24 protein-coding genes are annotated in these 25046 nt (G+C 42.2%); 4 read left to right on the top strand and 20 right to left on the bottom strand.

Translation table 11 applies throughout. From position 1 onward, the window contains the following. Positions 1–192: 192 nt before the first annotated feature. Positions 193–393 (top strand): hypothetical protein, encoded by a 201-nt coding sequence (locus tag NST38_RS16625; protein ID WP_076250515.1) that lies wholly within the window; start codon positions 193–195, stop codon positions 391–393. Between the two features lie 673 nt (positions 394–1066). Here NST38_RS16625 and NST38_RS16620 read toward each other — a convergent pair. From NST38_RS16620 to NST38_RS16580, 9 genes are all read right to left on the bottom strand, one after another. Next, complete coding sequence (locus tag NST38_RS16620) at positions 1067–1819, bottom strand: AAA family ATPase (RefSeq protein ID WP_370511418.1); 753 nt, start codon at positions 1817–1819, stop codon at positions 1067–1069. A 190-nt stretch (positions 1820–2009) separates the two neighbouring features. After that, complete coding sequence (locus NST38_RS16615; RefSeq protein ID WP_036613899.1) at positions 2010–2450, bottom strand: hypothetical protein; 441 nt, start codon at positions 2448–2450, stop codon at positions 2010–2012. Continuing rightward, the gene (locus NST38_RS16610; protein ID WP_036613900.1) at positions 2451–2657 is read right to left on the bottom strand and encodes a helix-turn-helix transcriptional regulator; all 207 of its coding nucleotides are present in this window, start codon (positions 2655–2657) and stop codon (positions 2451–2453) included. Between the two features lie 323 nt (positions 2658–2980). Next, entirely contained in the window at positions 2981–3418 is a 438-nt protein-coding gene (locus tag NST38_RS16605; protein ID WP_076250517.1) for an Imm26 family immunity protein, read from the bottom strand. A gap of 32 nt (positions 3419–3450) precedes the next feature. Beyond that, entirely contained in the window at positions 3451–3825 is a 375-nt protein-coding gene (locus NST38_RS16600; protein WP_076250519.1) for a DUF2750 domain-containing protein, read from the bottom strand. Between the two features lie 211 nt (positions 3826–4036). Further along, a complete protein-coding gene (locus tag NST38_RS16595) occupies positions 4037–6085 on the bottom strand; it encodes a glycoside hydrolase family 16 protein (RefSeq protein WP_256719995.1) in 2049 nt (682 codons plus the stop codon). Positions 6086–6238: 153 nt separating this feature from the next. Further along, positions 6239–7780 (bottom strand): response regulator, encoded by a 1542-nt coding sequence (locus NST38_RS16590; RefSeq protein ID WP_076250521.1) that lies wholly within the window; start codon positions 7778–7780, stop codon positions 6239–6241. A gap of 3 nt (positions 7781–7783) precedes the next feature. Continuing rightward, positions 7784–9601, bottom strand: a complete 1818-nt coding sequence (locus NST38_RS16585; protein WP_179087848.1) for a sensor histidine kinase — start codon at positions 9599–9601, stop codon at positions 7784–7786. A gap of 95 nt (positions 9602–9696) precedes the next feature. Continuing rightward, on the bottom strand, positions 9697–11349 hold the full coding sequence (locus NST38_RS16580; protein WP_076250657.1) for an extracellular solute-binding protein: 1653 nt from the start codon (positions 11347–11349) through the stop codon (positions 9697–9699). A gap of 198 nt (positions 11350–11547) precedes the next feature. Here NST38_RS16580 and NST38_RS16575 point away from each other — a divergent pair, with 198 nt between their 5' ends. Further along, positions 11548–11805, top strand: a complete 258-nt coding sequence (locus NST38_RS16575) for a GlsB/YeaQ/YmgE family stress response membrane protein (protein ID WP_036613911.1) — start codon at positions 11548–11550, stop codon at positions 11803–11805. Between the two features lie 160 nt (positions 11806–11965). Here NST38_RS16575 and NST38_RS16570 read toward each other — a convergent pair whose 3' ends face one another. The 3 genes from NST38_RS16570 to NST38_RS16560 all read right to left on the bottom strand — a co-directional run bounded on the left by NST38_RS16570 (position 11966) and on the right by NST38_RS16560 (position 14200). Next, positions 11966–12757 (bottom strand): SDR family oxidoreductase, encoded by a 792-nt coding sequence (locus NST38_RS16570; protein WP_076250525.1) that lies wholly within the window; start codon positions 12755–12757, stop codon positions 11966–11968. 405 nt (positions 12758–13162) lie between these two features. After that, positions 13163–13609 (bottom strand): GNAT family N-acetyltransferase, encoded by a 447-nt coding sequence (locus NST38_RS16565; protein WP_076250527.1) that lies wholly within the window; start codon positions 13607–13609, stop codon positions 13163–13165. Between the two features lie 162 nt (positions 13610–13771). After that, positions 13772–14200, bottom strand: a complete 429-nt coding sequence (locus tag NST38_RS16560; RefSeq protein WP_076250529.1) for a MarR family winged helix-turn-helix transcriptional regulator — start codon at positions 14198–14200, stop codon at positions 13772–13774. Between the two features lie 166 nt (positions 14201–14366). Here NST38_RS16560 and NST38_RS16555 point away from each other — a divergent pair, with 166 nt between their 5' ends. Next, positions 14367–15677, top strand: a complete 1311-nt coding sequence (locus NST38_RS16555; protein ID WP_076250532.1) for an amidohydrolase family protein — start codon at positions 14367–14369, stop codon at positions 15675–15677. A gap of 83 nt (positions 15678–15760) precedes the next feature. On the opposite strand, the gene NST38_RS16550 is transcribed toward NST38_RS16555, so the two are convergent. Further along, the gene (locus tag NST38_RS16550) at positions 15761–16180 is read right to left on the bottom strand and encodes an ester cyclase (RefSeq protein WP_076250534.1); all 420 of its coding nucleotides are present in this window, start codon (positions 16178–16180) and stop codon (positions 15761–15763) included. Between the two features lie 356 nt (positions 16181–16536). On the opposite strand from NST38_RS16550, the gene NST38_RS16545 reads away from it, so the two are divergent. Next, the gene (locus NST38_RS16545) at positions 16537–16893 is read left to right on the top strand and encodes a winged helix-turn-helix transcriptional regulator (protein ID WP_036613919.1); all 357 of its coding nucleotides are present in this window, start codon (positions 16537–16539) and stop codon (positions 16891–16893) included. Between the two features lie 196 nt (positions 16894–17089). On the opposite strand, the gene NST38_RS16540 is transcribed toward NST38_RS16545, so the two are convergent. The 7 genes from NST38_RS16540 to licT all read right to left on the bottom strand — a co-directional run bounded on the left by NST38_RS16540 (position 17090) and on the right by licT (position 24852). Then, positions 17090–17923, bottom strand: a complete 834-nt coding sequence (locus NST38_RS16540; RefSeq protein ID WP_076250537.1) for an SPL family radical SAM protein — start codon at positions 17921–17923, stop codon at positions 17090–17092. Positions 17924–18287: 364 nt separating this feature from the next. Further along, the gene (locus tag NST38_RS16535; RefSeq protein ID WP_076250539.1) at positions 18288–18656 is read right to left on the bottom strand and encodes a hypothetical protein; all 369 of its coding nucleotides are present in this window, start codon (positions 18654–18656) and stop codon (positions 18288–18290) included. A 1-nt stretch (position 18657) separates the two neighbouring features. Beyond that, positions 18658–19005, bottom strand: a complete 348-nt coding sequence (locus tag NST38_RS16530) for a YolD-like family protein (RefSeq protein WP_036673624.1) — start codon at positions 19003–19005, stop codon at positions 18658–18660. Next, complete coding sequence (locus tag NST38_RS16525; protein ID WP_076250658.1) at positions 19002–20219, bottom strand: DNA polymerase IV; 1218 nt, start codon at positions 20217–20219, stop codon at positions 19002–19004. Before NST38_RS16525 ends, NST38_RS16530 begins: the two co-directional genes overlap by 4 nt. Positions 20220–20535: 316 nt before the next feature. Next, on the bottom strand, positions 20536–21987 hold the full coding sequence (locus NST38_RS16520; protein WP_076250542.1) for a glycoside hydrolase family 1 protein: 1452 nt from the start codon (positions 21985–21987) through the stop codon (positions 20536–20538). A gap of 13 nt (positions 21988–22000) precedes the next feature. Continuing rightward, on the bottom strand, positions 22001–23866 hold the full coding sequence (locus NST38_RS16515; RefSeq protein ID WP_076250544.1) for a beta-glucoside-specific PTS transporter subunit IIABC: 1866 nt from the start codon (positions 23864–23866) through the stop codon (positions 22001–22003). A gap of 146 nt (positions 23867–24012) precedes the next feature. After that, positions 24013–24852: a BglG family transcription antiterminator LicT gene (gene licT, locus NST38_RS16510; protein ID WP_076250546.1), complete on the bottom strand. Its 840-nt coding sequence runs from the start codon at positions 24850–24852 to the stop codon at positions 24013–24015. Positions 24853–25046 lie beyond the last annotated feature (194 nt).

The raw sequence follows: 25046 nt of genomic DNA, 5'->3' as shown, positions 1-25046 counted from the left end.
ATTTTTTGTACACATGTGGCGGACAAAAAAATAAAAAAATCTGCAAAAAAACATAGCGATTGCTTCCCCATTCTCGGAAGCAATCGCTACTAAATCTTTGCTATACTTTTTGTTACATTCTATACTAATTCATCATGTATTAAACTATTATTATGCAATGAGAAACTCTATTTCAACCTGTGAGGTGATTTGATGAACAAGATTTTAGCGATCTCGATTTTGGGAATGGGTTTAACAGGTGCTGTTTTAATCATCTCAATTGCTCTGTTGTTTAACCCCCCGATAGGAAGTGTGTTGAAGATGGTTACTGCTGCTTCAACATTATCTTTTATTATATTTGCTGTTTCGGCTTTGATATTTCGTCGGCGATTAGATGATGAAAATAGAGAATAGTATATTTATACTTCCTCGATTTAGGACGAATGCTTCGCAGTTGCAATCCTAACAATGTTTCTGCTTATCTTCAGAAAATAATGAAACATGCATCCCCCCCCTACAAGCACCCATGCTAAAAAATAGAATCTTCTGTTTTAAAATATATAGAAGCAGTAGCTTTATATCCTTATTTCTCCATAAAAGTCCAATATAGTTGTACCGTTCTTCCTGTTCGACCCGTTGTTTCTCTTTGTAGAGCGTTCGAATGGTTCTACAAAGTCACTTCTACTAAGCTTACAGCATGTAGATACTCAGCATCACCAAAATTACCGATCGGACTGTGAAAAATAAAAACGTCACTTTGTTGGGCAACACCCACTGTTTTCCCTTTATATCCAGGTACGTGATCGCTGACCTGCACTTGGGGCGTCCTAATCTACGGAGGAGCCCTTTTTCGTGATTTAAATACTCATACGTAAACATATACAAAAAAGGATCGTTAGCATTTCTGCAACGATCCCTGTTGTCAGTCCGCTAGTTGAAATCAGCAGATGATCAATTTGATGCCTTATTAAGTTTGATTAAGCTAACGTTTCTCGTTAGCTTAATCTCGACAATAGATCGCTTTCTTTGTAACGATCTCTCTTAAGCTTTTAGATTCTATAGGATAGCAGTGGAATTAATCTTTAGCTTACTCGAATAACTCTCTGAGCATCCTATCCTTGTTATTCACAAACTCTTTCATAATCATATAATGGTCGGTTTCTTCCAATACTTGGACTTCGATACCATCTGGCTTTAGATTGTAAATAATCGAATCTGGATATGCCATAAGGATTGGGGAATGGGTCGCAATTATAAATTGAGAGTTTTGCAAAACAAGTTCATGGATTCGTGTCAGCATCGCCATTTGGCGAAGGGGAGACAGTGCAGCCTCAGGCTCATCCAGTATATATAATCCATTCTCTCCGAACCGATGAATGAAAGTGGAAAAGAACGACTCTCCGTGCGATTGCTCATGCAAGGACTTGCCACCGTACGAATCTTTAATAGGGCGAATAGGGCGACCGAATGAAGGCTGACTGTCCAACTCATCGATCGTTGTGGCTAAATTATAATAACTTTCTGCCCGGAAAAAGAAGCCATCCCTCGGGCGTCGCGGACCTTTAATCAATTGTATATATTCATATAAGTTCGAGTGAGTAGCCTGGGTTGAGAAGGAAAAGTTGATCGTCCCACCCTCCGGGTTAAATCCCCATGCGACAGCAATGGACTCCATCAGTGTTGATTTGCCCATTCCATTTTCACCTACGATATAGGTTACCTTGGGGTGGAAATCAAGAGTATTTAGGTTTCGAATGACTGCCAAATCAAAGGGGTAACGATTATAGGTGGGTACTTGTTGCCGCTTAAGCTGAATTTGTCGTAAATAGGGATGCTGTATATTAATATAGTTCACTCCCTTTTAAAACTTTGATCGTTATGCTTACCTTTTTTTTGGAAAACACTGACTGATGTTTGTCTCAAGCTTTAGTTTACTCCATCAAACAAATAATACCATATACCGAAAATAACCTGTCCGTAAATCGATATCCGGTAAACATTCACCTCTCTCCACTGCTTTGATCTAAACCTTAAATTTTTCTCGCATAAAACATCCACAGTGCAAAAAATACGATTAAAACAAATAATAAGCAAGTTAGTAAGGTATAGAATATCAAGGGATTAAAGAAACCGGCGATCACGGAGGCAATGCCCATACCAATGAGAATGATTGCTGTGCTGAGTGTGCCGGCTCTCTGGAGTATCATTACACTCCGCTCGTCATTCTCCTCAATATACTGCTTCTTCAGCTCGGCTTCATTATTACTGGCTTTTATATACCTGACGAGGAAAAAAGCGACGGCCACTTCAACCCCGATAAAAGCTCCTGTGTGAAATCCCTTTATAAAACTAGGTAAATCGGGTAGTCCACCTCGGTAAAATATAAGTCCTACATAGATCAATAGGGTAGCAGCCGCTACCAGTGACAGTACGTTTTTGCGAGTTTTTACTTTAATCTTGTACTTGTCCATTTACATTTCCTCCACTTCGCTGAAATCAAAAACGTCTTCAATGGCGAGTCCAAAAAAATTGGCAATTTTGTAAGCAAGAATAAGGGAAGCCGTATACTTTCCCCTTTCAAGAGAGGTGATGGTTTGCCGGGTAACACCAACAATTCGTCCCAGCTCTTCCTGTGACAGCTTATGCTGCTTACGCAGTTCTGCAATTCTTGTCTTCAAGTGATCACGTCCTTGCAATGTTTACTTTGCATTTTTAGCATAGTTCACTTTGCATTATGTGTCAAGTTAACTTTGCATTGTTACTTACCTCTGAATGCAAAACAAGCAAAGTCCTCTTTGTAAAAGGAGGGCTTTGCTCGGTTGATTTTGTTTATATAAGATGCGAGAAGAGTTTACTTTAACAGAGCAAATGGTTGGAGCGCTTGGTGTTACCCCTATAGAAACGTATGTAGGCCGTGATTTAATGTTTGTATTGGAAAGTGAAAAAGCTGTTCAAACCGCTACACCTGATACTCTGGAACCAAAGATGGTATACTCGTACACTATTTATTCGGGTCTCGGTGCCACTTATCATCTCCCATTATTCTATCAACAATATGATGGGCTTCCCAAACAGCCGCAATCTCTAATCCTTCGCTTTCTTCGCGAGTAGAAGGTCTAATCTCTCCCAAATGATATATTTCATACCCTCCTGATATCCTATCAATGATACAGGCAGGTGGGGGCCACGCCTCTTCTTCATTCGGGAACGGACGATTCTCAACGACCGGCCAATCACCTGATTTCAGTACATCATCATATACACCCACGATAAATTGGTATTCCTCTTCTTGAGGTATCTCTTCTATCGTGTCACTTATCACATTATAGATTGCAATGCTGGCATCTTTAAGCCTTCTCCCAAAGGCAAACTTACCGTTAGGCAGAGGTATAGCGTAGATATCACCCAATTTTATTCGTTTACGTCTCTTATTTTTCACGGTTTTCCAAACTCCTTCGTTGAGGTTTTAAGTTAGTATTTTTCAAGTTCTGTCTTTAAATCCTCAATTAGTATATCGACTTCTAATACAGCAGAATCAGCATTATTTAAGAATATTGAAGGTTTAAAACCCTCTTTTTTTAAATTGGGTAGAAAATCGTCTATGAACTCGTACAAATCCATACTTTTACTTGAGTAAATTTCCCAACCATCAGTTGCACAGTATTCCGCGAATTCTTTCTTAGGCCAAAATGGAAGTAATTTATTACCTTTATCATCTTCAGTAACTGACCAACCATTCTCATAAAGCCCCCACACTTCTTCTGAATCCACTACTTTTTTGATGAAGTATTCATAACGAATATTTGCAGGGAGATTGATGACTGATTCAAATTCTTTCTGATTCATATTTCCTCCTAATGATGTTGTCCTTCGACAAGAGTTGCAGCCGATGAACTACAGTATCAAGTCTAAATTTAAACGACCGATTCCCAGGTAGAAATATTGGGAATCGGTCGTAAGCCTATTTTAGAGTATGAGATTTCAGGTCCGGTTTGCCCAGCATCTGTTCCATCTGATCTTCATTCGCTGTATCCGAAATCGCAAATTACTGTTCTTATTACTGTTCTTTATACACGCGTACATAATCCACTTGCATCGTCGCCGGGATATCGGAGGCGTTCGGGGTACGGCCGCCGTCAAAGTTTCCACCGATTGCCAAGTTCATAATGAGGTAGAACGGCTCATCAAAAGGTGCATTGGGATTATTCGGTGCAGTTGCGGAATACCACTGCTCGTTAGTGACTTTATAGTAAAACTTGCCGTCTACATACCATTTAATGTTGTCCTCTTCCCAGACTACCGAGTATACATGATAATCATTGGCAAAAGTTTGCCCCGCCGGGAAGTGATAATCGCCGCCCGAATACTGGTTCCCGGGCCATTGTCCACCAAAGTGTATAGTACCGCTTACTGATCCAGGCAGACGGCCTCTCGCTTCCATAACATCAATTTCTCCTGATGCAGCCCAAGTGCCGTATACCGAATCTTTTGGAAGCATCCACAGTGCTGGCCATACACCATCACCTGTAGGAAGCTTGGCACGAAAATCGACTCTGCCGTATTTCAAGGACAGTTTATCCTTGGTGTTAATCTTTCCCGAAGAATACTGTGCATACCGATTCGGGTCTTGGGGGAAAGATTTGCTGTCGTTCATGGCTTTGATATTCAGCTTTCCATCCTGTACATATACATTTTGGGTGCTGTTTGTGTAGTGCTGCAGTTCTGCATTTCCCCATCCCCAAGTACCGGGATCGTTGTTAAGATAATATCCTGTTTCATAGTTCCATTTACTTGTATCCAGCGTAGTTCCGTTGAATTCATCCTGCCAAATGAGGTTCATGCCCGCGATTGCCGGGTCGGTTGGCGTTCCGATCGAGATATCCTCTTGATCAGATACATCCGGACGCGGGGCATTTGGATTGCCGATGAAGGTATAGTTGACGAAGTTGTTGCCAATATTTCCACCCGCCTGTCCGTTCAGCGGATATCCGATACGGATCTGCATATTTTCTTGGATTGGCTGGAACCAAAGACCATAGATATAATCGGACCAGTAACCCCACTGATTGGCATCGGACATATTGTTATACCCATTACCGGAGTATGCAAATTTGCTCTGGCTGGAGTTACTCAAATCCACCCATTGCCCATTGATGTTAATCTGGTATACGAAGTTGCCTAGTTCCTTGGCGATTGGCGCGCCCCCATCAATTTTGGGAAGCGGAACCCCAATGGAACCATTCGCATCTGCTGTGAAGGTTGTTCCTTCGTATGGCGTAATGACATATGAATTTCTTGTAGGTTCATTAAACGTAATGGTATAAACAAGATTAGTCGAAGAAGTCTTTGATTCTAATTTGACATTGATCGACTCCGTTACGTTAAACCAGTACCCACCTCCGCCATCAGTGAAATGGCCAAAATTGTGATCGTAGATCCAGCCGCTGGCTGCGTTATTGTCAATATCAATCCAAGTGTTGCTGTTTACAGGTTTGACATACACCTTCAAATCATCCGCAACAGCTTCATAAGTGACCGCAGGATTATTGTTGAACGTTGGATATGTAAAGCCTGCACCGCCTGTGAAACTTGCTGTGATTTGTGGACCTTGTGTCGGGTTCATCGCTGTGATGGTTGTTTTGTTGATGTTTTGGAATACAAGTTGATACTCCAGCTTAACACCATTCGCTTTGGAGTACAGTTGAATCTCGGTTGTTGCGGAGAGGGTGAACCAATAACCATTGAAGCCGCCATCGCTCCAGTGCCCCCAGTTTTGGTTATAGATATAACCGCCTGCCTGGTCGATATCAACCCAGTTGTTTCCCACTTTTACATTAACGCCCACATCACTGTGAACATCATTCCATGTCGCGGAGCCTCCATTGAACTTAGGCATAACAAATCCGTAGCTGGCTTTGCCAACCCCAGATTTAGAAATAACAGGCCCGTCTGCTGGTGAGAAGTACTCCATTGAGGTTACGGTAGTTCCCGCTGCCTGAACCTTTGAAGTTGGCAGTATGCCAATACTAGCCAGCATCACAACCACAAGGAACATACCGAGTACCTTTTTCATAAACCGTTTCGCCGTAAAGTGAGATGGTTTCATAATTATCCTCCTTTAATAGAATAATAGCTTTTCCCAATCCATGTGCATTAAGGAAATCGCTTACATGAAGGGATATCTTTATTCTATCGAATAGGTTAATTCGCTGAAAAGGTACAATTGTTTTTGTGGTATCCCATTTTTTTGGCTTTTGATTCAATCTGCCTTCTGCCGCATCATCTGTCGGTACTCTGTGGGTTGGATCTGCATCACAAGTCGGAACGCGCGTGTAAAGCTTTTGTAGCTTTCATATCCAACCATAGCAGCCACCTCCACAATTTTATGATCGGTTTCGGCGAGAAGCCGCCGCGCTTTATCCAGACGCACATCTCGTAGGTATTCAGCAAAACCTTTACCAATATTCTTCTTAAACAGATTTGAAAAATAAGCATAATTAAGCGATACATGATTGGATACCATCGCGAGGTCCAGCGGTTTGTGGTAACTCTCGTGTATAAAACGAATAGCTTCATTTAGATCCTGCGAATGGCGATAGCTGCACTTATAGTCATAATATAACTGATTCAACCGAAGCAGCTGCTGTTGCAGTGCTTGTATATACTCACGCATCCCTTGATAATCAAAGAGATTACGCAAGGATTCAAGATCCAGCACTTCTTCCCCCATATAAGGGTGGATAACTCGTTCGTATTCCTCCATCATCTGAACGGTGGCGGCGCAGAGCTGTTGGGTATAGCGAATAGGATAACGTTGCAGCACCTTTTTGTGAAATATTGCAGAAATACCCTGAGTAATTGTTCCGCTGTTATCTGTTCCAACCGACTGGAACAGTTCATATAAGTCTTCATAGGGCAGTTGCCACTGCTGTTCCATATGCTCAATATGTGCTGGGGAGATACTGTACTGATCAGGAAACAGGTAACTGTGGCGATAGAGCTCAAGCACTTGGGTATAGCTGTCGGGTAGTTCTTTTAACCCCTGAATCGGGTTAGTCATGGCTGTTATGGCATCGATCTTTCCTTCCTTGAGTGCTGCAGGCAAAACACTTGGATCTATGGACGCATCCACCGCAAGGATCAGGTATGGGCGATGTTGTAGGCAAATACAACCTTGTCTGCCAAACACACGATAAGCAATGGCTTCCATGCTATGGGCGCTGCTGGCTCCGGCCTGGTTAATGCAAACTTCTTCCCGAAGCAGGGCTAGACGATAATTACGCCATAACGCATCATGTTGTTCCTCAATCTGAAGAATCCATGCGTCATCACATAACGCACCTTGCATAAACATTCTTAATTCTTTACGATCGGTCTCTTGGGCAAGACGGGATACACGCTGCATATTATGCGTAAGTGCCTGCCGTGTCTGGATCTCTTGCCATACATGCTCCAGGGAATGTTGCAGATCCTCGCGCTTCAAAGGTTTGAGCAAGTAACCCTTTGCCCCGAGCCCGATCGCTTTTTGGGCATATGTAAAATCACTATAACCGCTGATAATGAGGTATTCCACATCCATGTATTCCTCTTTGGTTTGAGCCATGAGTGCCAACCCATCCATATCCGGCATCCTAATATCGGTAATAACGATGTGAATGCAATGCTGCCGCAATAGGCACAGCGCCTCAATCCCACTCGCGGCACAGTATATGTTGTTCAGCTCCAGAGGAAATTGATGCAGCATGGCCTGCAGGCCGTCACGAATGTGTTTTTGATCGTCCACAATCAGGAGATTAATCATGCTCTACCACCCTCCAAGATTTACATTTTCCCAAGGCAAGCGTATCGTTACACAGGTATATGCACCTTGAACACTATCAATCCAAAGACCGCAATTCTTGCCATAATGAAGCTGTAATCGCTTATTCACGTTTTCCAAACCAAGTCCGCTCCTGCTAGTAACCATCGGTGTATCCGATTCGCTCCTCAGTACTGCCTGAAGACGGTGTAACATCTCAGGCTCTAACCCCTTTCCGTCATCTCTTATGTTAATGAAAAGCAGACTGTCATTCTCCACAGAAAAGGTAATCTCTATAGTTACCCTGCCGCCTGAAGGTGCCCCGTGATGAACTACATTTTCAACGATGGGCTGCATACACATCTTGGGAATGGCATAGCGAAGTATCTCCTGAGGAAGATCCGCCGTCATAACGATACTGCCACCTTCCATAAAGTTGATAAATTCAATATAACTTTGGATATTGGCAAGCTCCTCACGAAGAGCAACGGTATCGCTACGCCACTGCATGCTGTAACGTAGTTGGGAGCCCAACGACACCAATGAATTGGCTATAGCAGGCTGCCTCTGTACCTCTGCCACCATACGGATCGATTCCAGGGCGTTATATAAAAAATGAGAATTAATCTGTGAATGCAGGGAGTGCAACTGTGCGTTTTTGGCAATTAACTGCTTATCCACGACCTGTGTCATTAGACGTTTGACCTCATGTAACATTTTATTGTAATTCACCGCCACCTCATCGATTTCATCCCCTCTTTCGTTCTCATCAAGGCCTGTATCAATCATTGCATCCAGCTCGCCTTTCCGTACCTGACGCATGGATACCAGTACGCTGTCCAACCGCCGGAAAATACGCCGTGTCGTTTGGGATACGAGTAGCATAATCAGCAGCAATACACATAATGTAATCGTTACCACAAATACATACCAACTGCGCGGCCCCTTCATCAATGCCTGATGGGAAGCAATCTCGACCACATAAGTGTTCAACGGAGCGATGTATCGATACAATGCATAGAAGCTCTGATTTCCCACCTTAACCTGAAGCGGGCTTTCCTGCGGCAATATATCCAGCTGGTGATGAATACTGCCAAGGATCTCCTCCATCCCCTGCCCGTACTTCTCAGAAAACTCATGCTGGGGATTGTAAACATACTGGGGAGGATCGCTTGCGTTCATCAACACCGAAAAGAAGTCCCCCTTGCTCTCTTGGAGCAGGTCGCTGAAAAACATGCTGTGCGGGACTCGCACTTCCATAATACTAGGGCGTTTTTGTTCCTGTCCTTGAAGGCGAACCAGACGATAGTAGGATAATGTGTGTTCACCATCCCTAAAAGAAAATAAACGGTAAGCCGCACCACCTTCGTCCCGTAGCTTTATCCAATAATCCTGCGGCCAAAATTTCTTATAATGATAGATTTCAGGCCAGATTTCATACAAGTTTGGGTTATCAACGTAAAAGCTAAGCTCACTGATCATCGCATTGCTTTGAATGATATTAAGCATTTGCTCAAACTGGTTTTGCTTAAACTTCACCAGACGCAGTCCATCCACAAGCATATTGGAATGAATAAAATCCACAAATGACTTTTGAGTAAGGGCTGTATTGGAAGCGTTCTCAATCATGTCCATTCTTCTGCGCAATTGTTCATTCAGCCATGAAACGTGGCTGTTGCCCGTTGCCATAGCATCCTTATATAGCTGGGTTTCTTGCATGCGGATATACACAAAGGATATCAAAATAACAGGTATGGTAATCATCAGGCTAAATGCCAGAAACAGCTTTTGGGATATACGGGCATTGCGATAAAGTTTCCTCAATCTCGTTAGAAGGTATTTCATTCTGATGTATTCACCACCTTGGTTATACCATATATTACTAGTTAGCTGATAGTTAACGATGTAGTAGGGAATGGTTATCTGGCTATCTTGGTTTTCCGCAGTTCCAGTCCAGCCTGGCAGTATTCCATTACTTGGTTAAAGCCATAGTTCACACGGCGTATCAGAAAATTTTCAAAAATTTTGTCAAAGGCAGCTTCATCCTTCGCTGTAATCAGTTCTGGCAGTACTTCTTCCCAATTCTGAGAAATACGTGACCAGGCTAACGCGATATCGGAATCCCCTATAGGATCTAGTCCCTTATAGATGCCGCTGTCCAGATCGGCCTGTTGGTTGGCGAACTCCTCCATTTGCTTAATGGATGGGGCATTCTCTGGTCTCCACTTGTTAACGAAAGCAGGGTTTCGCAGCATCCAGTAGGTATCCATAATGCCATATTCCTTTTCCAGCCGCTCCCTATCCGTGTCATACAACTGAACCATCGCCGCAGTCAACTGCGGTTTGCCGTTTTTCATCGCCCAGGTTTCACCTTCTTTGCCCAAAAATATATCCCTTTGGCCTTCTTCGCTGGCCAGATAGGTCAAAAATCGGATGGCCCGTTCAGGGTTTTCCGTGGATTTGCTAATCATCGTAACCATCCAGCCATCCATGCTGCCAGGAAACAGTTTCGCGGATTCTCCCCTGCTGCTCCGGGGTCCATCTACAGCAATATAGTATGAACTCTGATTCGTAAGGACTTCCAATTTCGAATTGAGGTCCGATATGTCTGTCCATTCCCGAATCATCATAAAATATTGGGCATGGTTGGTTTTTTCCTGCACCTGTGCACTGGAGTCGACCAGAAAATCAACATTAATCAGGCCCTGCTCGTAAGCGATACGAAATGTTTTCAGCCACTCAATATAATCCGGATCTGTCATTCGGTCGTATACTTTACCGTTCTGTTCATGGGGGATCGCAAGCAGATTTTGCAAATATTCGGTCATCCCATAGGATGCATTCCCCTGTGCCCAGAACGGACTGATTAGCTGGCCTTTATAAACAGAATATTGATTCTTCAGCAATTGCAATGCATTTAGAAAACCTTTCGGTGTGGTAAGGTCCGGTTTGTCCATCGACTCATACAGATCTTTACGTACGAGAAAGGTTTGGTTCGCTCCCGTCAAGCCGGTTGAACGCATCTGTTCGGGACTGTACGCATCATTGGGAATGACATAGGTATGGCCGTCTTCCTGCCGATACCATTGTAGAGCACCATCACCTGCTACCTTGTAAAAGTAAGGATCATACTGGTCGGCTAGCTCATCCAGGGCATAGACGAGATTACTCTCCCGAAGTTTGTTAACCGCACTCTCCCAGGAGCCGATGGTTATCAGATCCGGCAGACTACCGGTCGTCAACATTCGTGATAACATCTCGCTTGGTTCACCAGTTGATACTTCAAATTCGATATTGACCCCTGTTTTTTGGGTGACATATTTGGAAGTCAGGCTCTCACCCCAAGTGTGCCCGTACCATTCGGCTCCAACGAACCACGTTAGATTCACGGGGGTGGTATCCAGCTTCCATGACGGTTCTTCCAGATTCAGATTAAGGCTCTGTATCTGCTCCGTGAAGTCAGCCTTTGTCGAAGCACCCTTATCTTCCGCTTGCTCTGACTCAGAACAAGCAGTCAAGCCTGACATCAGACACATCATCAACAAGGCTGTAATAAAAGGACTTCGAAACATAAACACCTGAGCGCCTCCTTTCTATACTGGCCATCTCCTTCCCCATCTGCAACAGCATTCATACTAGTGGTGGTACAACCGATTTTACTACCCTTGGATTAAAATGGAAATGGTTTAGTGGTCGATTCGCAGATGATCCGCAACATTCCCCCTAACGAAACATAACTTGTAATAAATCAATGGAAGGGAGACCAATTCGTGTATTTAATCTGGATACTTATTGTCGGTGGGCTAATTGGCTGGTTAAGCGGAAATCTGATTGGACGGGACGTGCCAGGAGGCGTACTTGGAAATATCATTGCTGGCTTTGTTGGATCGTGGTTAGGGTATGAACTGTTGGGACCGAGGGGGCCGGTGGTGGGTGGATTTCATATCATACCCGCGATCGTCGGGTCGATCATTGCTCTCTTGATTTTCTATGCTCTGGCGCGCGCTGGAGCGTTTCGAAGACGTTAACAGGCGGAGACGACAAGTTTTTACCCAATTGATTGGGTATTGACGTAAAGCTTCTTTCGCCACCGTTGCATCATCTTCTTCACAAAGCATAGTATCCACCCGGTAGTCGAATAAAGCCGCCGATCCTGTTGATCGGCGGCCTCCTTTGGTTTTATGGAAATTAGAAACCACCTCTAGAATGAATGATTTGTCCGGTGATCCATTGGGAATCGTCGCTTGCCAGAAAAGCAATCAGACGGGATACATCTTCAGGAAGACCGATCCTGCCCATCGGAAATTCCGGTAGCAAAGCTTTTTTCACTTCTTCTGACATCCAACCCGTGTCAGTAGGCCCGGGATCAACCGCATTCACAGTAATGTGAAACGGAGCCAGTTCAGCAGATAGACATTCGGTAAAGGTGGAGACAGCGCCTTTTGTTGCGGCATAAGCGAGATTGCCAGGCATCGGCTCCTTACCTTGACCGGACGTGAGGTTGATGATCCGGCCGCCGCAAAGGTCCTGATGGACGGCCAATTCAACCTCCAGCATACGCGCAAATTCGGCCGATAGCATGAATGTACCTCGAATGTTCATGGCACAGTGCGCATCGATCAATGATGCATTTAATTGACGGAAATCAGCTGCTACACTGTAGGTAGCGTTGTTGACGAGAATGGTCGGCAGCCCGAGAGCCGATCGGCATGCATCAAGCAGTTGCGCTGGAGAATTGGGATCGGTAAGATCGACCTCCATATGCGCTGCCTTAACGCCATAGGAGCGAAGTTCTTCGGCAAAGAGATCCGGCCAGTTTTTGTCAGCATCCCCCGGATTCTCTGTTTTATCGTAATCGTACAGATGGGTATAGAACACATTAGCGCCTTCTTGTGCCAACGTGCGGCAGACAGCGGTTCCAATACCTCCGGGGCGGCTTGTGCCTGTCACAATAGCGGTTTTTCCGTATAGTTTGGTCATTTTATTACCTCCGTTTAATAAGGGAGGGAGAAAACCATTTTTCATTGGAGATGGAATTATCCTAGGTATAACAAAAAGCGGATACATCAAGTATCCGCGCCCGGGTTTGATTCAAACGGTTCCTCGCGTCCCTTGAATGATTGCGGATCGGCATCACAAACCAGGTGTGTGGTTATAACCAAAACACCAAGTCGTGCGATCCAGTTTAGATAACCATTACAAGGAAGTCCACATTGTCCGACGAGTCCCCTTTCCTACATCTCCACTTCAAATATTACGAGTCAGACTCAATTACTGTCAAGATAAATACATGGGATTACATTTCCAGTGAATTGGTTGGGTGGTCAAGCATCCAGCTAACCTGCAGACTGTTCACTTTTTTGAATGTAACTTTATATTCGATTTTTACAACTTCAATTCATATCGTATATCAGGTAAATTCTCTTCATTTTCTTGTCCTCTATCAGTAATTTCAAACCCATTATTCTCATAAAATCTTTGGGCATTTTTATTCACTTCAAATGTATATAAAGTTAATTTTCCATTTGCTTGTGCTTTTGCTTTATTAAGCAAGGTTCGCCCTATTCCATTCCCTTGATAATCAATATGAATATAAAGTTGGCTTATCTCAGTTTCACTATAGGCAATCATTCCAACTACTTTTTCATCAATTAACGCTAAATCTATTTGATACTGTTTAGATAGTATATGATTTAAAAAATATAGATGGTTTTCGAAGCTATGGGTTTCAGCCTGACCAATTGCCCGTTCCTTACTATCTCTCCACATTTTCACTGTATGTTCAGCATACTTGGGATTATAGTTAGATATTTTAATTTCAAGTTTGTTCATTAATATACCGCCTTAAATAGAAAGATTTTCAAACGATGCAGTATTGACTTGAAAAATATCTTCTTGATCCAAGATTTCCGTTCCATTGTAAGTAATAATTCCTGATGAGAAATCAATGTCATCAGTGTTCTATGGCCACCAGTTACCTCTCCTGCCCGTCTATTATATGCGTTCATTAATTCTGATCAGTAATTTTTTTAAGATTTGCTTCTCCTCGTCATTAAGGACTTGAACGATTTCATCCTCCACTTTTTGAAATGAGTTATTGAAGTCTTCAATCAAGTCAACCGCTTTTGGTAATACATAAATATTTTTTTGCCGTTCATTATTGGCTGGGATTTTACGTTCGATGAAACCTTTTTGCTCTAGACCTTGAAGCATGCTTGTAACGCTTGCCCCACGCAGATGAAACCGATCTGCAAGATCCTTTTGAATAATATGATTATCTTGATTCTCATAAATATAATCGATTACTTTTCCTTGTTGAGAACTTAATCCTAGCTCTTTTATACTCTCATCCGCTCTTTTCTTTAACTTAAGACCGATAATTTGAAACAACTCCATATAAGGCGTATCTTCTCGGGAATGCATGACCGTCCATCGTCCCCTCTGTAATTGTTAGGAATCTAATTGTAAGTAGCTAAAATATACAGTGATCCCAGTAGGCTTGTCAAACAAAAGTTAGACTATTGACTGTTAGATATCTAACAGTTATACTCCGAAGTGTTGAAACACAAACACATTAGGAGGAGTTATGATGGAGAAATTAAATCAAAATGCTGGGTTAGAAGAAATTACGGCGATTACAAATGTACGAATCTTTGATGGATATCAGATTATTGCTCCCAGACATATTGTCATTAAAGGGGGTTCCATTATTTCAGTGGGCGGAGACATCCCAAGCGATGCAACAATTATCGATGGAGAAAATGCGACATTAATACCTGGTCTGATTGATGCACATGTCCATACCTCAATTGGCGGATTACGAGATGCCTTAAAATTCGGTGTTACAACAGAACTCGAAATGAACGGCGATTTTACGAAAAGAGGGCGCGAAATTCAGCTAAAAAATGTCGATGACATCGCAGACGTCCGATCTGCTGGTACAGCGATTACCGCTCCTGGTGGGCACCCAGATGAATTACTACCTGATGGAGATGAAATACCTGAATTCGTATTAAAGGAACTACAGAAGTTATCGGAGGAAGACCGGGAAGCAATGTTGGCCGCCTACGCTCACGATCACGACGAAATACCTCAAGTGACAACGGTTGAAGAAGCGATCAAACATGTGCATACCCAAGTGGAGAATGGATCTGACTATATTAAGATCATGATTGAAGAGGGAACGGTTATGGGTGCACCCGGCCTGCCTGTTCTAAGTGACGAGATTCTAAAAACAGCCGTTACTGAAGCCCACAAGTTCGATAAGTTGGTCATTGCCCACGTTTTGACGGCTCTTTCATCGAAAGCAGCCATCGATTTTGGAGTCGACGGTTTGGGGCACTTGTTTATCGACAGACCCGAGTACACGTCCGAATTGGTTAAATCCATAGCAGATTCTGGAGCTTTTGTTACACCGTGCTTGGTGTTAAATTCATCGATTATTGGTAATCCGGCATCGGAATTGGCTAATGATCCACGAGTTCATTCCAAATTAAGTCCGGATTGGATCGATATCTTGAACTCAAGCTTCAATACATTCCCACAAGGTAACATGGAGAACAGCTTTAAAAATGTGATGGATCTTCACCGTGCCGGAGTTGATATTCTTGTAGGGACGGATGTCGCACCGGTTCCCGTTCCGAACCTTGGTGGCCTTGCTCATGGGGCCAGTGTTCACCACGAAATGCAGCTGCTGGTGAAGGCTGGGTTCACTCCGATCGAAGCTCTTCAGTCGGCTACTTCCAAACCGGCCCGTTGCTTTGGTCTACAAGATCGTGGCCGGATTACCGAAGGTGCACGTGCTGATCTTATTCTCATAAACGGTGATCCGATCACTAATATTTCAGATACTTTGTCAATCAAATCCGTGTGGTTCAATGGTTCGCAAAAACTAGGCTAAAACTAGTAGTTTATATTTCCTAATTGTAAAATCACTAAGAAGAGGGATTGCAAAAATGCAGTCCCTCTTCGACTTTAATCTAATTATGCTTTTGGAATTGCCCCTATTTGTTGAAGCAAGCCAAGCATATCGGGTTGACCATACTCTTCAATAATTTGGCCATTAGAGATCCGATAAAAATTCATTGCATTTACTTCGATTTTTTTGCTCGTTGGTGGAAACCCGAGAAACTCTCCGTCTTGTGTGCCCTTCATGACAAAATGAGCTGCTATTAGTTCCTCTTCTGCTACCAGCTCCTTAACAGTCCATTGTATATCGGAAAAACCAGATCTCATCATATGAATTATGGAGAGATAACCACTTGGACCATTCATTGGTTCTTTTTGCATAGGTACATAAAAAACAGCATCTGGAGAAATCAATTCTTCAGCAAGTTCCTTGCTTGCCGTATTAATGAAGTTCGTGAAACGATACATCAATTGTTTGTTTTCTGTAATCGTCATATTTAAACCCCTTTCTATTTTCGTGAGCATATGCCTTCATTAAAATTTTATCTCTACTTTAGATAATTGGTAAGTAGGCACCTTAATGTTGCATAGGAACCTTTTTGTAACTAGTATTTTATCTTTAGGTTGCAGAGCCAATAAACTGATCTCTAAATGCTGTCTCCAAGAATTCAAGAACGTTAACATATGATTCAAAAAATAGTCACTCAGTTGCATAAACTCTCTTGCAAACTCCCCTCCTTTCATTTGATTTTTCATCGACAGAATTATAATATAAGCAATGTATTGTTTTGAAAGTAGGCACCTTTTTGTTATATAGGAACCTAATAGTAACTATTGGAGGTGATAATGTAGTGATTTCAAAAAAAGAGTTGCCGTTGTGTCCCGTCGCAACGACAGTTGGATTGATAGGTAACAAGTGGAAGTTATTGGTTATGAGGGATCTTTTGAAGGGAACTCATCGATTCGGAGAACTTCGTAAAAGTATCCCGGAGATCAGTCAAAAGGTTCTCACTGAAAATTTACGTTCAATGGAAGAGGACGGAATTGTCATTCGTACTGTTTTTGCAGAAGTCCCTCCGAGAGTCGAATACAGCTTAAGTGATTTAGGAAATTCACTGAAGCCAATTATATTCTCTATGGAAACATGGGGGCTCGGGTACCAGAAACTCAATGATGAACTTCCAAACGATATTCATCAGAGTGAATGATGTCAAATTGTTACTCCACGGTCATTTCAAAATAGAATGAATCCCTCTACATCTTCAAGTTAAATCAATGGAGGACTCATACGTCCTCCATTGACTCGTATGAGAGAGTTGATCTTCGAACACCAGTTTCTGCAATATTTCTATTGCATGAAGAAAAAACGGGCAAGATCCTCATTAAATGAATGGCTATTTAAAATCAAAATGGATATGCACTGTTTTTGGATACATGAATAATTTCAGATGGAAACCTTGCCTTAAAATATTTTTCGACTTTCAGATGAATTCTTTTCTCGTACCATTTCTCCCAGCCGTTCGCCTCAAATAATTGTGGCATCCCTAACCGCTTAGATCTCATCCCCATTTGACCATCACCAATCAATAGCGTATCAATCCAAATTCGATCAGTTATGCCTTGTAACATGTTAGCGAAATTAGGTGAAAAAGGTAGCACAGGGGAAATAGATACTTGTGTATGTATCCCTGCATCATTTATCTTTTTCAAGGCTTTAACTCGTAAATCTATTCCAGGAGCATAGGGCGAAAAAATTCGTTTCACGTCTTCGCGATCTGTCTCGATTGTCATTGAAACCATAATTCTACATTTTTCCTTTAATTTCAGCAGTATATCAAGGTCTCTGGCAACCAGCGGGCTTCTAGTTTGAATTTGAAGTGAATCTGGTGGGTTTTTATCCATTTCTTCCAACAGGCTTCTTGTAATGTTTGCCTTCTGCTCTACAGGTTGATAAGGATCTGTGGCTGATGACATGAATATACTTATGGGTTTATTTTTACGTCTTAGAAGAGAGACTTCCTTTAGATAGTTTTCTGCTGCATTTTTCTTGACATCCACCCACGATCCCCAAGGAATATCCTTAAACTTTTGAATAGGCATTTCTCTGACGTAACAGTATTCGCAAGCAAATGCACAACCCGTATAGGGATTTAGTGAATGAGTAAAACCAATATCTAGATAACCTTTTACTTCACTTAATATTTTCTTAGACACAATGTCTTTGATTTCAATTGGCATGACGCTACCATCCCCTCAATTACTTTTACGCCCACTTCTCCTCTTGAGTTTTATCTTAAAATTTCTCATGCTACTTGAAATGACGACTTGAAAATTACGTCCCACAAGCGAACCGGGAAATTGGGCATCCTACTGATTTCTCGACTGTCTTAAACCTGCTGCTATTCCTCCTCCTTCGTGGCTTTTCTTTTGAATGTCCTTACTGAATACAGGGGCAGATTTATAATAATGAAGTTTTTTATCTTTGACATCCAAACATAGTTTACTCTGCCTCTTTATTTATCTTTTTTGTGATTCCCGGTTTACCGAAAGATCTGCTCGTATTTGTTGCCGCACCCATAAGTTAGACTCTTATTTTCTATGTTCATGTGGGCAATTCAGTAATATCAACGTTCATATGTTCGGTAAGCATTAAGGTTACATCCACTTTCACTTTGCTCCACAATAGTGTCATTTTATGAAGGTAACCTCTTACGGAATAATCTACCGTTAAACTCAGCTCAGATCTCACTTCATCTATGATTTTTATATGATGTTCCTTTAGCCTTTGCTTTGATTTGTACATTTCTAAAGCTATTTTCTTTTGGGTACCGTCCAGGTAGTCAACATACACAGATTTCATTTTGAAGTTTGAAGCGTATATTTTATGCTTATCTACCTCCAGAGCACCTAACAGATAAGGGAGCTCCACTACCCTCTTTACGAGTGAAAGTTCCTCCAAAGTCTGTCGCACTTTACACGCCTCCTTCTTCAAGTTTTACAGCGACCAATTGATCAAAATCGACCCATTCAAATCCATTCTCCATTTCAATTTTGATTTTCTTTCCAAAGGTACTGACTGAAGTGACGATCCCGTGTATATACCGATTGCCTGACTCAGTAAATATTGCAAAGGTGGCTTGCAATGTATAATTGAGCGACATATCTATATTTTGTGTAATAATCTCCCACTCATCTTCATGGATCAGCGGTTTCGTTAGATAATGAACTTGAGTACGATGCTGTATAATCCGTTCTTTATGTTGTGGAAGCATCATGCGGCTCGATTCCCATAATCCATTGGCCTCCAGTTTTTTGCTCATTTATAATGCCCCCCAATTTTAGATGCTCGATCGATCGCTTGACCCGCAGCCGTAATGGAGCTTGCTCGTAGAATGGCAATGTCGCCAAATCGATCCTTAATGTCGTCCATCACCTGATCAATGGCCCGTTTCTGTTCTTGATCATCAAAAAAAGATAGTTGATATGTATCCGCGTTGGATAATTGAGACAGGGACACGCCTACACGGCGCACAGGTTGCCTATCCCAGTGTTGATGAAATATGCGTTTGGCTATCTTGCATACATCAATGGTTATGTTTGTAGGATCAGACAGTTTAACCTGCCTGTGAAAACCAGTGGGGTGGTCAAAATCCGCTCCAGACACACTTACGGACACGACACTACCCATCAGTCCCTTTTGGCGGGCTCTTCTGCATACTTCTGTGCAGATATCGAGAATAACCACTTCGATCTCCCAAGCCTCTGTGAAATCTCTAGGCAAGGTCATTCCGTTTCCGATATCTTTTTGTGTACTGTGCGTGTTGACGGTTACCGGCGAATTGTCGAGTCCATTTGCGACTCGCCAGATGACTTCTCCATTAACGCCCCACTTACTTCTTAATTTGGAAAGAGGCGTATTCGCCAAGTCTCTAATGGTTCGGATCCCCATCTTCCACAGATGTTTTTCCATTCTTGAGCCTATCCCCCACATATCGCGGATGGGCTTATCTCCAATATGGAGGTGTAACTCCTCTTTTTTTAAGCGGAAAATGCCCCCCTCTGCTTTTTTAGCGATTATATCGCAGCATAATTTACTGATGATTTTGTTTTCACCAATGCCAGCTCTCGCGTAAACGCCTGTTTCATTATAGATTTTGTCTTGAATTTGCTTGGCCAAATCGACTGGATCATTACCGAATAGATGCATAGACCCTGTAAAATCAGCGAATAATTCGTCTATACTGTACGGTTCGACCAGATCGGTGAACTCTTCAATAATGGACATGATTTGAGTGGATACTTCGATATATTCTTGCATGTGTGGTCTCACAATGATCAGTTCAGGGCACTTCTGAAGAGACTGCCAGAGTGGTTCCGCGGTAGACACACCCTTCGCTTTGGCTAGTGGACAAGCGGCAAGGATAATTCCAGAGCGTCTTGCGGGGTCTCCCGCAACAGCTAATGGTCTATTTTTGTATTGAGGCATTTTTGCCTTTTCGACTGAAGCATAAAAGCTCTGCATATCAATGAGCATAATGGTTCGTTGCTTAGTCAACACTGTAATCACTCCTGTACTTTTAAGAACGTATGTTTGTATATATTATAGACCGAACACATGTTCTTTATGCAAGAGGTAAATATTTATATTTAGATTTTGAAAACCCTAGGACACCATAATGAACTGTAGACTGGATATTGTCAGCCACTTTAGTCATCCAAATAATTAATTTTTAGTTTTATTATTGATGCACAAAAAACCAAGTACTTGTCTCACAAAGTGATAAGTACTTGGTCTATTTGATGGAATTTAAAGATTGGATCATCTTTCGTTCGATTGCAAATTATATTTCCTAATTCAATCTTTCCCCGTTGGATTCAATCACCTTTTTATACCAGTGGAAACTGTCCTTTTTACTTCTTTTCAGGGTACCTCCGCCCTCGTTATCCTTATCTACATAAATGAATCCGTAGCGTTTCTCCATTTCGCCAGTTGAGGCACTAACGATGTCGATGCAACCCCAAGCCGTGTAGCCGATAAGATTAACGCCATCGAGGATAGCTTCTCTCATTTGTTCGATATGATCTCGCAGGAAATTGATCCTGTACGTATCATGGATAGAGCCATCCTCTTCGATGACATCAACCGCTCCCAGACCATTTTCAACGATCATTATAGGGATTCTATACCGATCGTACACATGATTGAGTACGTAACGAAGTCCAACTGGATCGATTTGCCATCCCCAATCATTTGCCTTCAAATAAGGATTTTTGAATCCACCAAAGACATTCCCCTGGGTCTCATCACCTTCTGGGCGGGTACCCACTACATGAGACTTGTAGTAGCTGAAGCTATAGAAATCAACACAGCCTTGTTTTAGCACTTCTACGTCTTCTTCTGCCATCTCAATCTGAATATTGTTCTCATTAAAATATCTTTTGGCAAAGTCAGGGTATTCCCCTCTAACTTGCACGTCGCTGCTCAGCATATTGTTAATCTGATCCATTCTCAGAGCCTTCAACATATCTTCCGGTTTACATGTACTTCCGTAACCATGACTATAATTAATCATACAACCGATTTGGAGCGCCGGATTAATCTCATGAGCAAGTTTGACAGCTTTTGCACTTGCTATAAATTGATGATGTAAAGCCTGGAATCTTAATTGCGTACTATCCACAACCGTATTGTTAAATACACCACTATCATCAACTAATAATGCCCCTGCTATATATGCACCTGCTGGAACAATTAAACTATTGATCTCATTAAATGTAATCCAGTACTTCACGACATCCTTGTAACGGGTGAAAATGGTCTCACAATACCGTACGTAGCAGTCGATCATCTCTCTGGAAGCCCAGGCATTGAATTTCTCTGTTAGCGCAAACGGAGCTTCGTAATGTGAGATCGTAACGATAGGTTCAATATTATACTTTTTCAGTTCACTGAACACCTTGTCGTAAAATTGAAGTCCTGCTTCATTTGGCGTTACATCGTCCCCGTTGGGGAATATTCTGGACCAAGCAATGGACATTCTGAAGCATCGAAATCCCATCTCTGCAAACAGACGGATATCTTCTTTGTAATGATGGTAAAAGTCTACTGCCTCATGGGAAGGATAGTTTACACCCTCCTCAATGTGTTTAGTGATCCGTCTTGGAATAGTATGCGTTCCACCCGTCATCATATCTGCTGTACTTGCTTTTTTACCATCAATGTTCCAGGCACCCTCGTATTGATTCGCCGCTGTTGCGCCGCCCCACATAAAAGAGTCTGGGAATACGGTTGTGTTCTTCATTGGAAATTCCTCCTTATATGATCTTAATTAGTTTTTCCCCGATCGTAATCGATGGTTTATCTATACCAATTACATCTGTAAAGTCATCTGAATTCGTAACAATAATAGGTGTAGTCAGATCATAACCTTTGGCGGCTATTGCATCTGTATCGAATTCGATAAGTAAATCCCCAGCTTTTACTTCATCACCTTCTTGTACATGCACCTTGAAATGTTCACCTTTCAGCTTCACCGTGTTCATGCCGATATGAACGAGGAGTTCAGCGCCATTATTCGAGCTAATACCCATTGCGTGGAAGGTAGGGAATACCGCGGATATGACACCATCGGCTGGTGAAACAAGCTTTCCAATTGTAGGTTCAATGGCGATCCCTTTTCCCATAGCTCCAGTTGCAAAGGCTTCGTCCTTTATTGTTGATAACTCTAGAACTCGACCAGTCATTGGTGCTGTGAGTACATGTTCAGAAACACTAACAACAGGCACACGGTTTGTTGAAGATGAATTGGCTGGTGTTCGTTGATCCTCTCCATCCTCAGGCACATCTTCAAATCCTAAAATAAGCGTCATCAAGAAGGTAACAACAAAGCCAATGACCAGACCAATTGCCGCATGGATTAGGTTCCATGGATTATCAGTGATAAATGCTGGTAACGTAGCCAAGCCGGCAATGCCTAGAGCAGATCGAGCTACACCGAACAAGCCAACGTATATTCCGCCTACAATACCACCAATGACAACAGCGATCAGTGGTTTTTTTAACCGTAGATTTACACCAAACAATGCAGGTTCGCTAATTCCTAACAGCGCAGTTACGCTAGTAGAGTAAGCAACTTGTTTAAATGCTTTATTTTTGGTTCTTAATGCGACCGCGAGCGCAGCTGCACCTTGAGCTATATTGTGTACGAGCATACCTGGGCCAACAATGCCATCGGTTTTTGTCTGTGCATAAGCAGTGAGGACAACGGGTCCCAAACTATAGTGCATCCCCGTCAGAATCAGGAATGGGAATGCCCCGCCGATAATACCAGACACTAACCATCCTGCGTGTGTATTGACATAGGATACAGCAGAAGCAAGGTAGTTACCGGCAATCGCACCCAATGGTCCTAGAATAATTAATGTTAGAGGCGCCATAACAAGGATTACAACTAAAGGTTTCAAAATGGATTTGATCACGGAAGGAGAATACTTTTCAGCAAATCGTTCCACATATGACAGGATCCATACAGCTAGAATAATTGGAATAACGGAAGAAGAATACGTCGCTTGTGTGACAGGCAGACCCAAGAACGTAACAGGCTCACCTGCAGACATCAATGCCGAAAAGCTAGGATGTAACAAGATACCCGCAATGGTTAACGCAAAACCCACATTAGCTTTAAGTTTAACAGCAGCACTCCAAGCGAGCAGCATTGGCAAGAAGTAATAAGCCGCATCCCCGACGAAAGTCATAATCGTATTAAATTGACCGTCAAGGTCAACGAGATCAAAGGTTTTCAAAATAAGAAGAACTGCCTTAATCATGGCACAACCGATCATCGCCGGTAGGATGGGTGTAAAGATTCCGGAAATCGTGTCCAGAACAGTAGAAACTTTTCCTTTTTTCACAGTTGGAGCATCATTCTTGCTTGTAAAGTTCCCTAGCTGCGCAAGGGCTTTATAGACGTTGTTGACCTCATTACCAATAATGACCTGATACTGACCTCCACTACTGGCAACGCCCACAACTCCTTGTACGTTTTTCAGTGCTTCGTTGTTTGCAATCGACTCGTCTTTTAAGTTAAAGCGCAGCCTGGTAGCACAGTGTGTAACACTTTCAATGTTTTTTTCACCACCAACAAGTTTTAGAATGTCGGTAGCCGTTTGTTCATGTTTCATTTTTGTTCCCCCTTCAATGCATTATTCTACAAAAAAAGACCTAGAGTTCTATCGAATATAGATATGCTCTATACACGATGGAACTCTAGGTCTTGCCTGCATCACCAGTAACAATCCTAGTATAGTCATTATGGAGCGATGATGGGTCAATCCCTTTCTTCATCAGTCACCCTTTTGATATGAACAGTTAAATACACCAATTCGTCTTCGGTTAATTCTTTCCCATAGTCTACCCGAATCAACTGCGCAATTCTTAGACTACATTGGTACTCTAGCTTATATTTTTCTTTAATAATATTGAGGAAATCGTTATCATTACTTTTCATCACCGTATTGTTAAACAGACGATAGGCAAAAAACTTTAGATGCGTGATCAGTCTGGAGTAGTGAAGGGAGCTTTCGTTAAAGTGAATTTTGAACTGATAACGAATAATATTTAAGACCTTTTGAATCAATTGTGTCATCTTCATGGTATCTTCCATTTCAGATCCGAGCTCTGCATTGACGATATGAAGCGCAATAAAGCCGGCCTCATCTTCAGGCAACGTAATGTTGAATTCTTGATTAATCATATCCAAAGCCTTCAAAGCCACTCGATACTCATTGGCGTAGAATGCTTTAATTTCAGACAATAACGCATTGTTGAAGTTCATTCCCTGTTTATAGCGTGATACGGCGAAGTTAATATGGTCTGTTAGCGTCAAATATATATTTTCATTCAGCTCTTTATCCAAGGACTGCTTGGCATATTGAATAATACTATCGGACACACGGATGTACTCCATCGGAATCTGCGCGAGCAGGGCATATAATTTGCCAGTTACATTTTTGGACTTCAGGAAAAATTCTTTCTCAATCTTCTCTGTGTCCACATCGTCTCCTTTTTTCTTCTGAAAACCAATGCCACTTCCTAGAAGCATCATTTCCTGGCGTCTCTCATTTACAGCGCAGACGACATTATTATTAATAATTCGCGTGATTTTCATACGAATCTCCTTTTAAAATGAAACGTTAACAGAATTTAGCAAATAAAAAAGACCATTAATAGTGCACACATGGTAATTATACTCTACATGTTTGCATATTAATCGGTCTTGCCTGCTGATCAGTAACAATCCTGATTATATTCATTATTTACTTGTACGATTATCTTAGTGGAAGGTGTTAGATTTGTCAATAT

Origin of the sequence: Paenibacillus sp. FSL H8-0104 (genome assembly GCF_038050215.1) — a bacterium.
Lineage (GTDB): Bacteria > Bacillota > Bacilli > Paenibacillales > Paenibacillaceae > Paenibacillus > Paenibacillus amylolyticus.
This window is presented reverse-complemented; position numbering and strand designations above follow the sequence as displayed.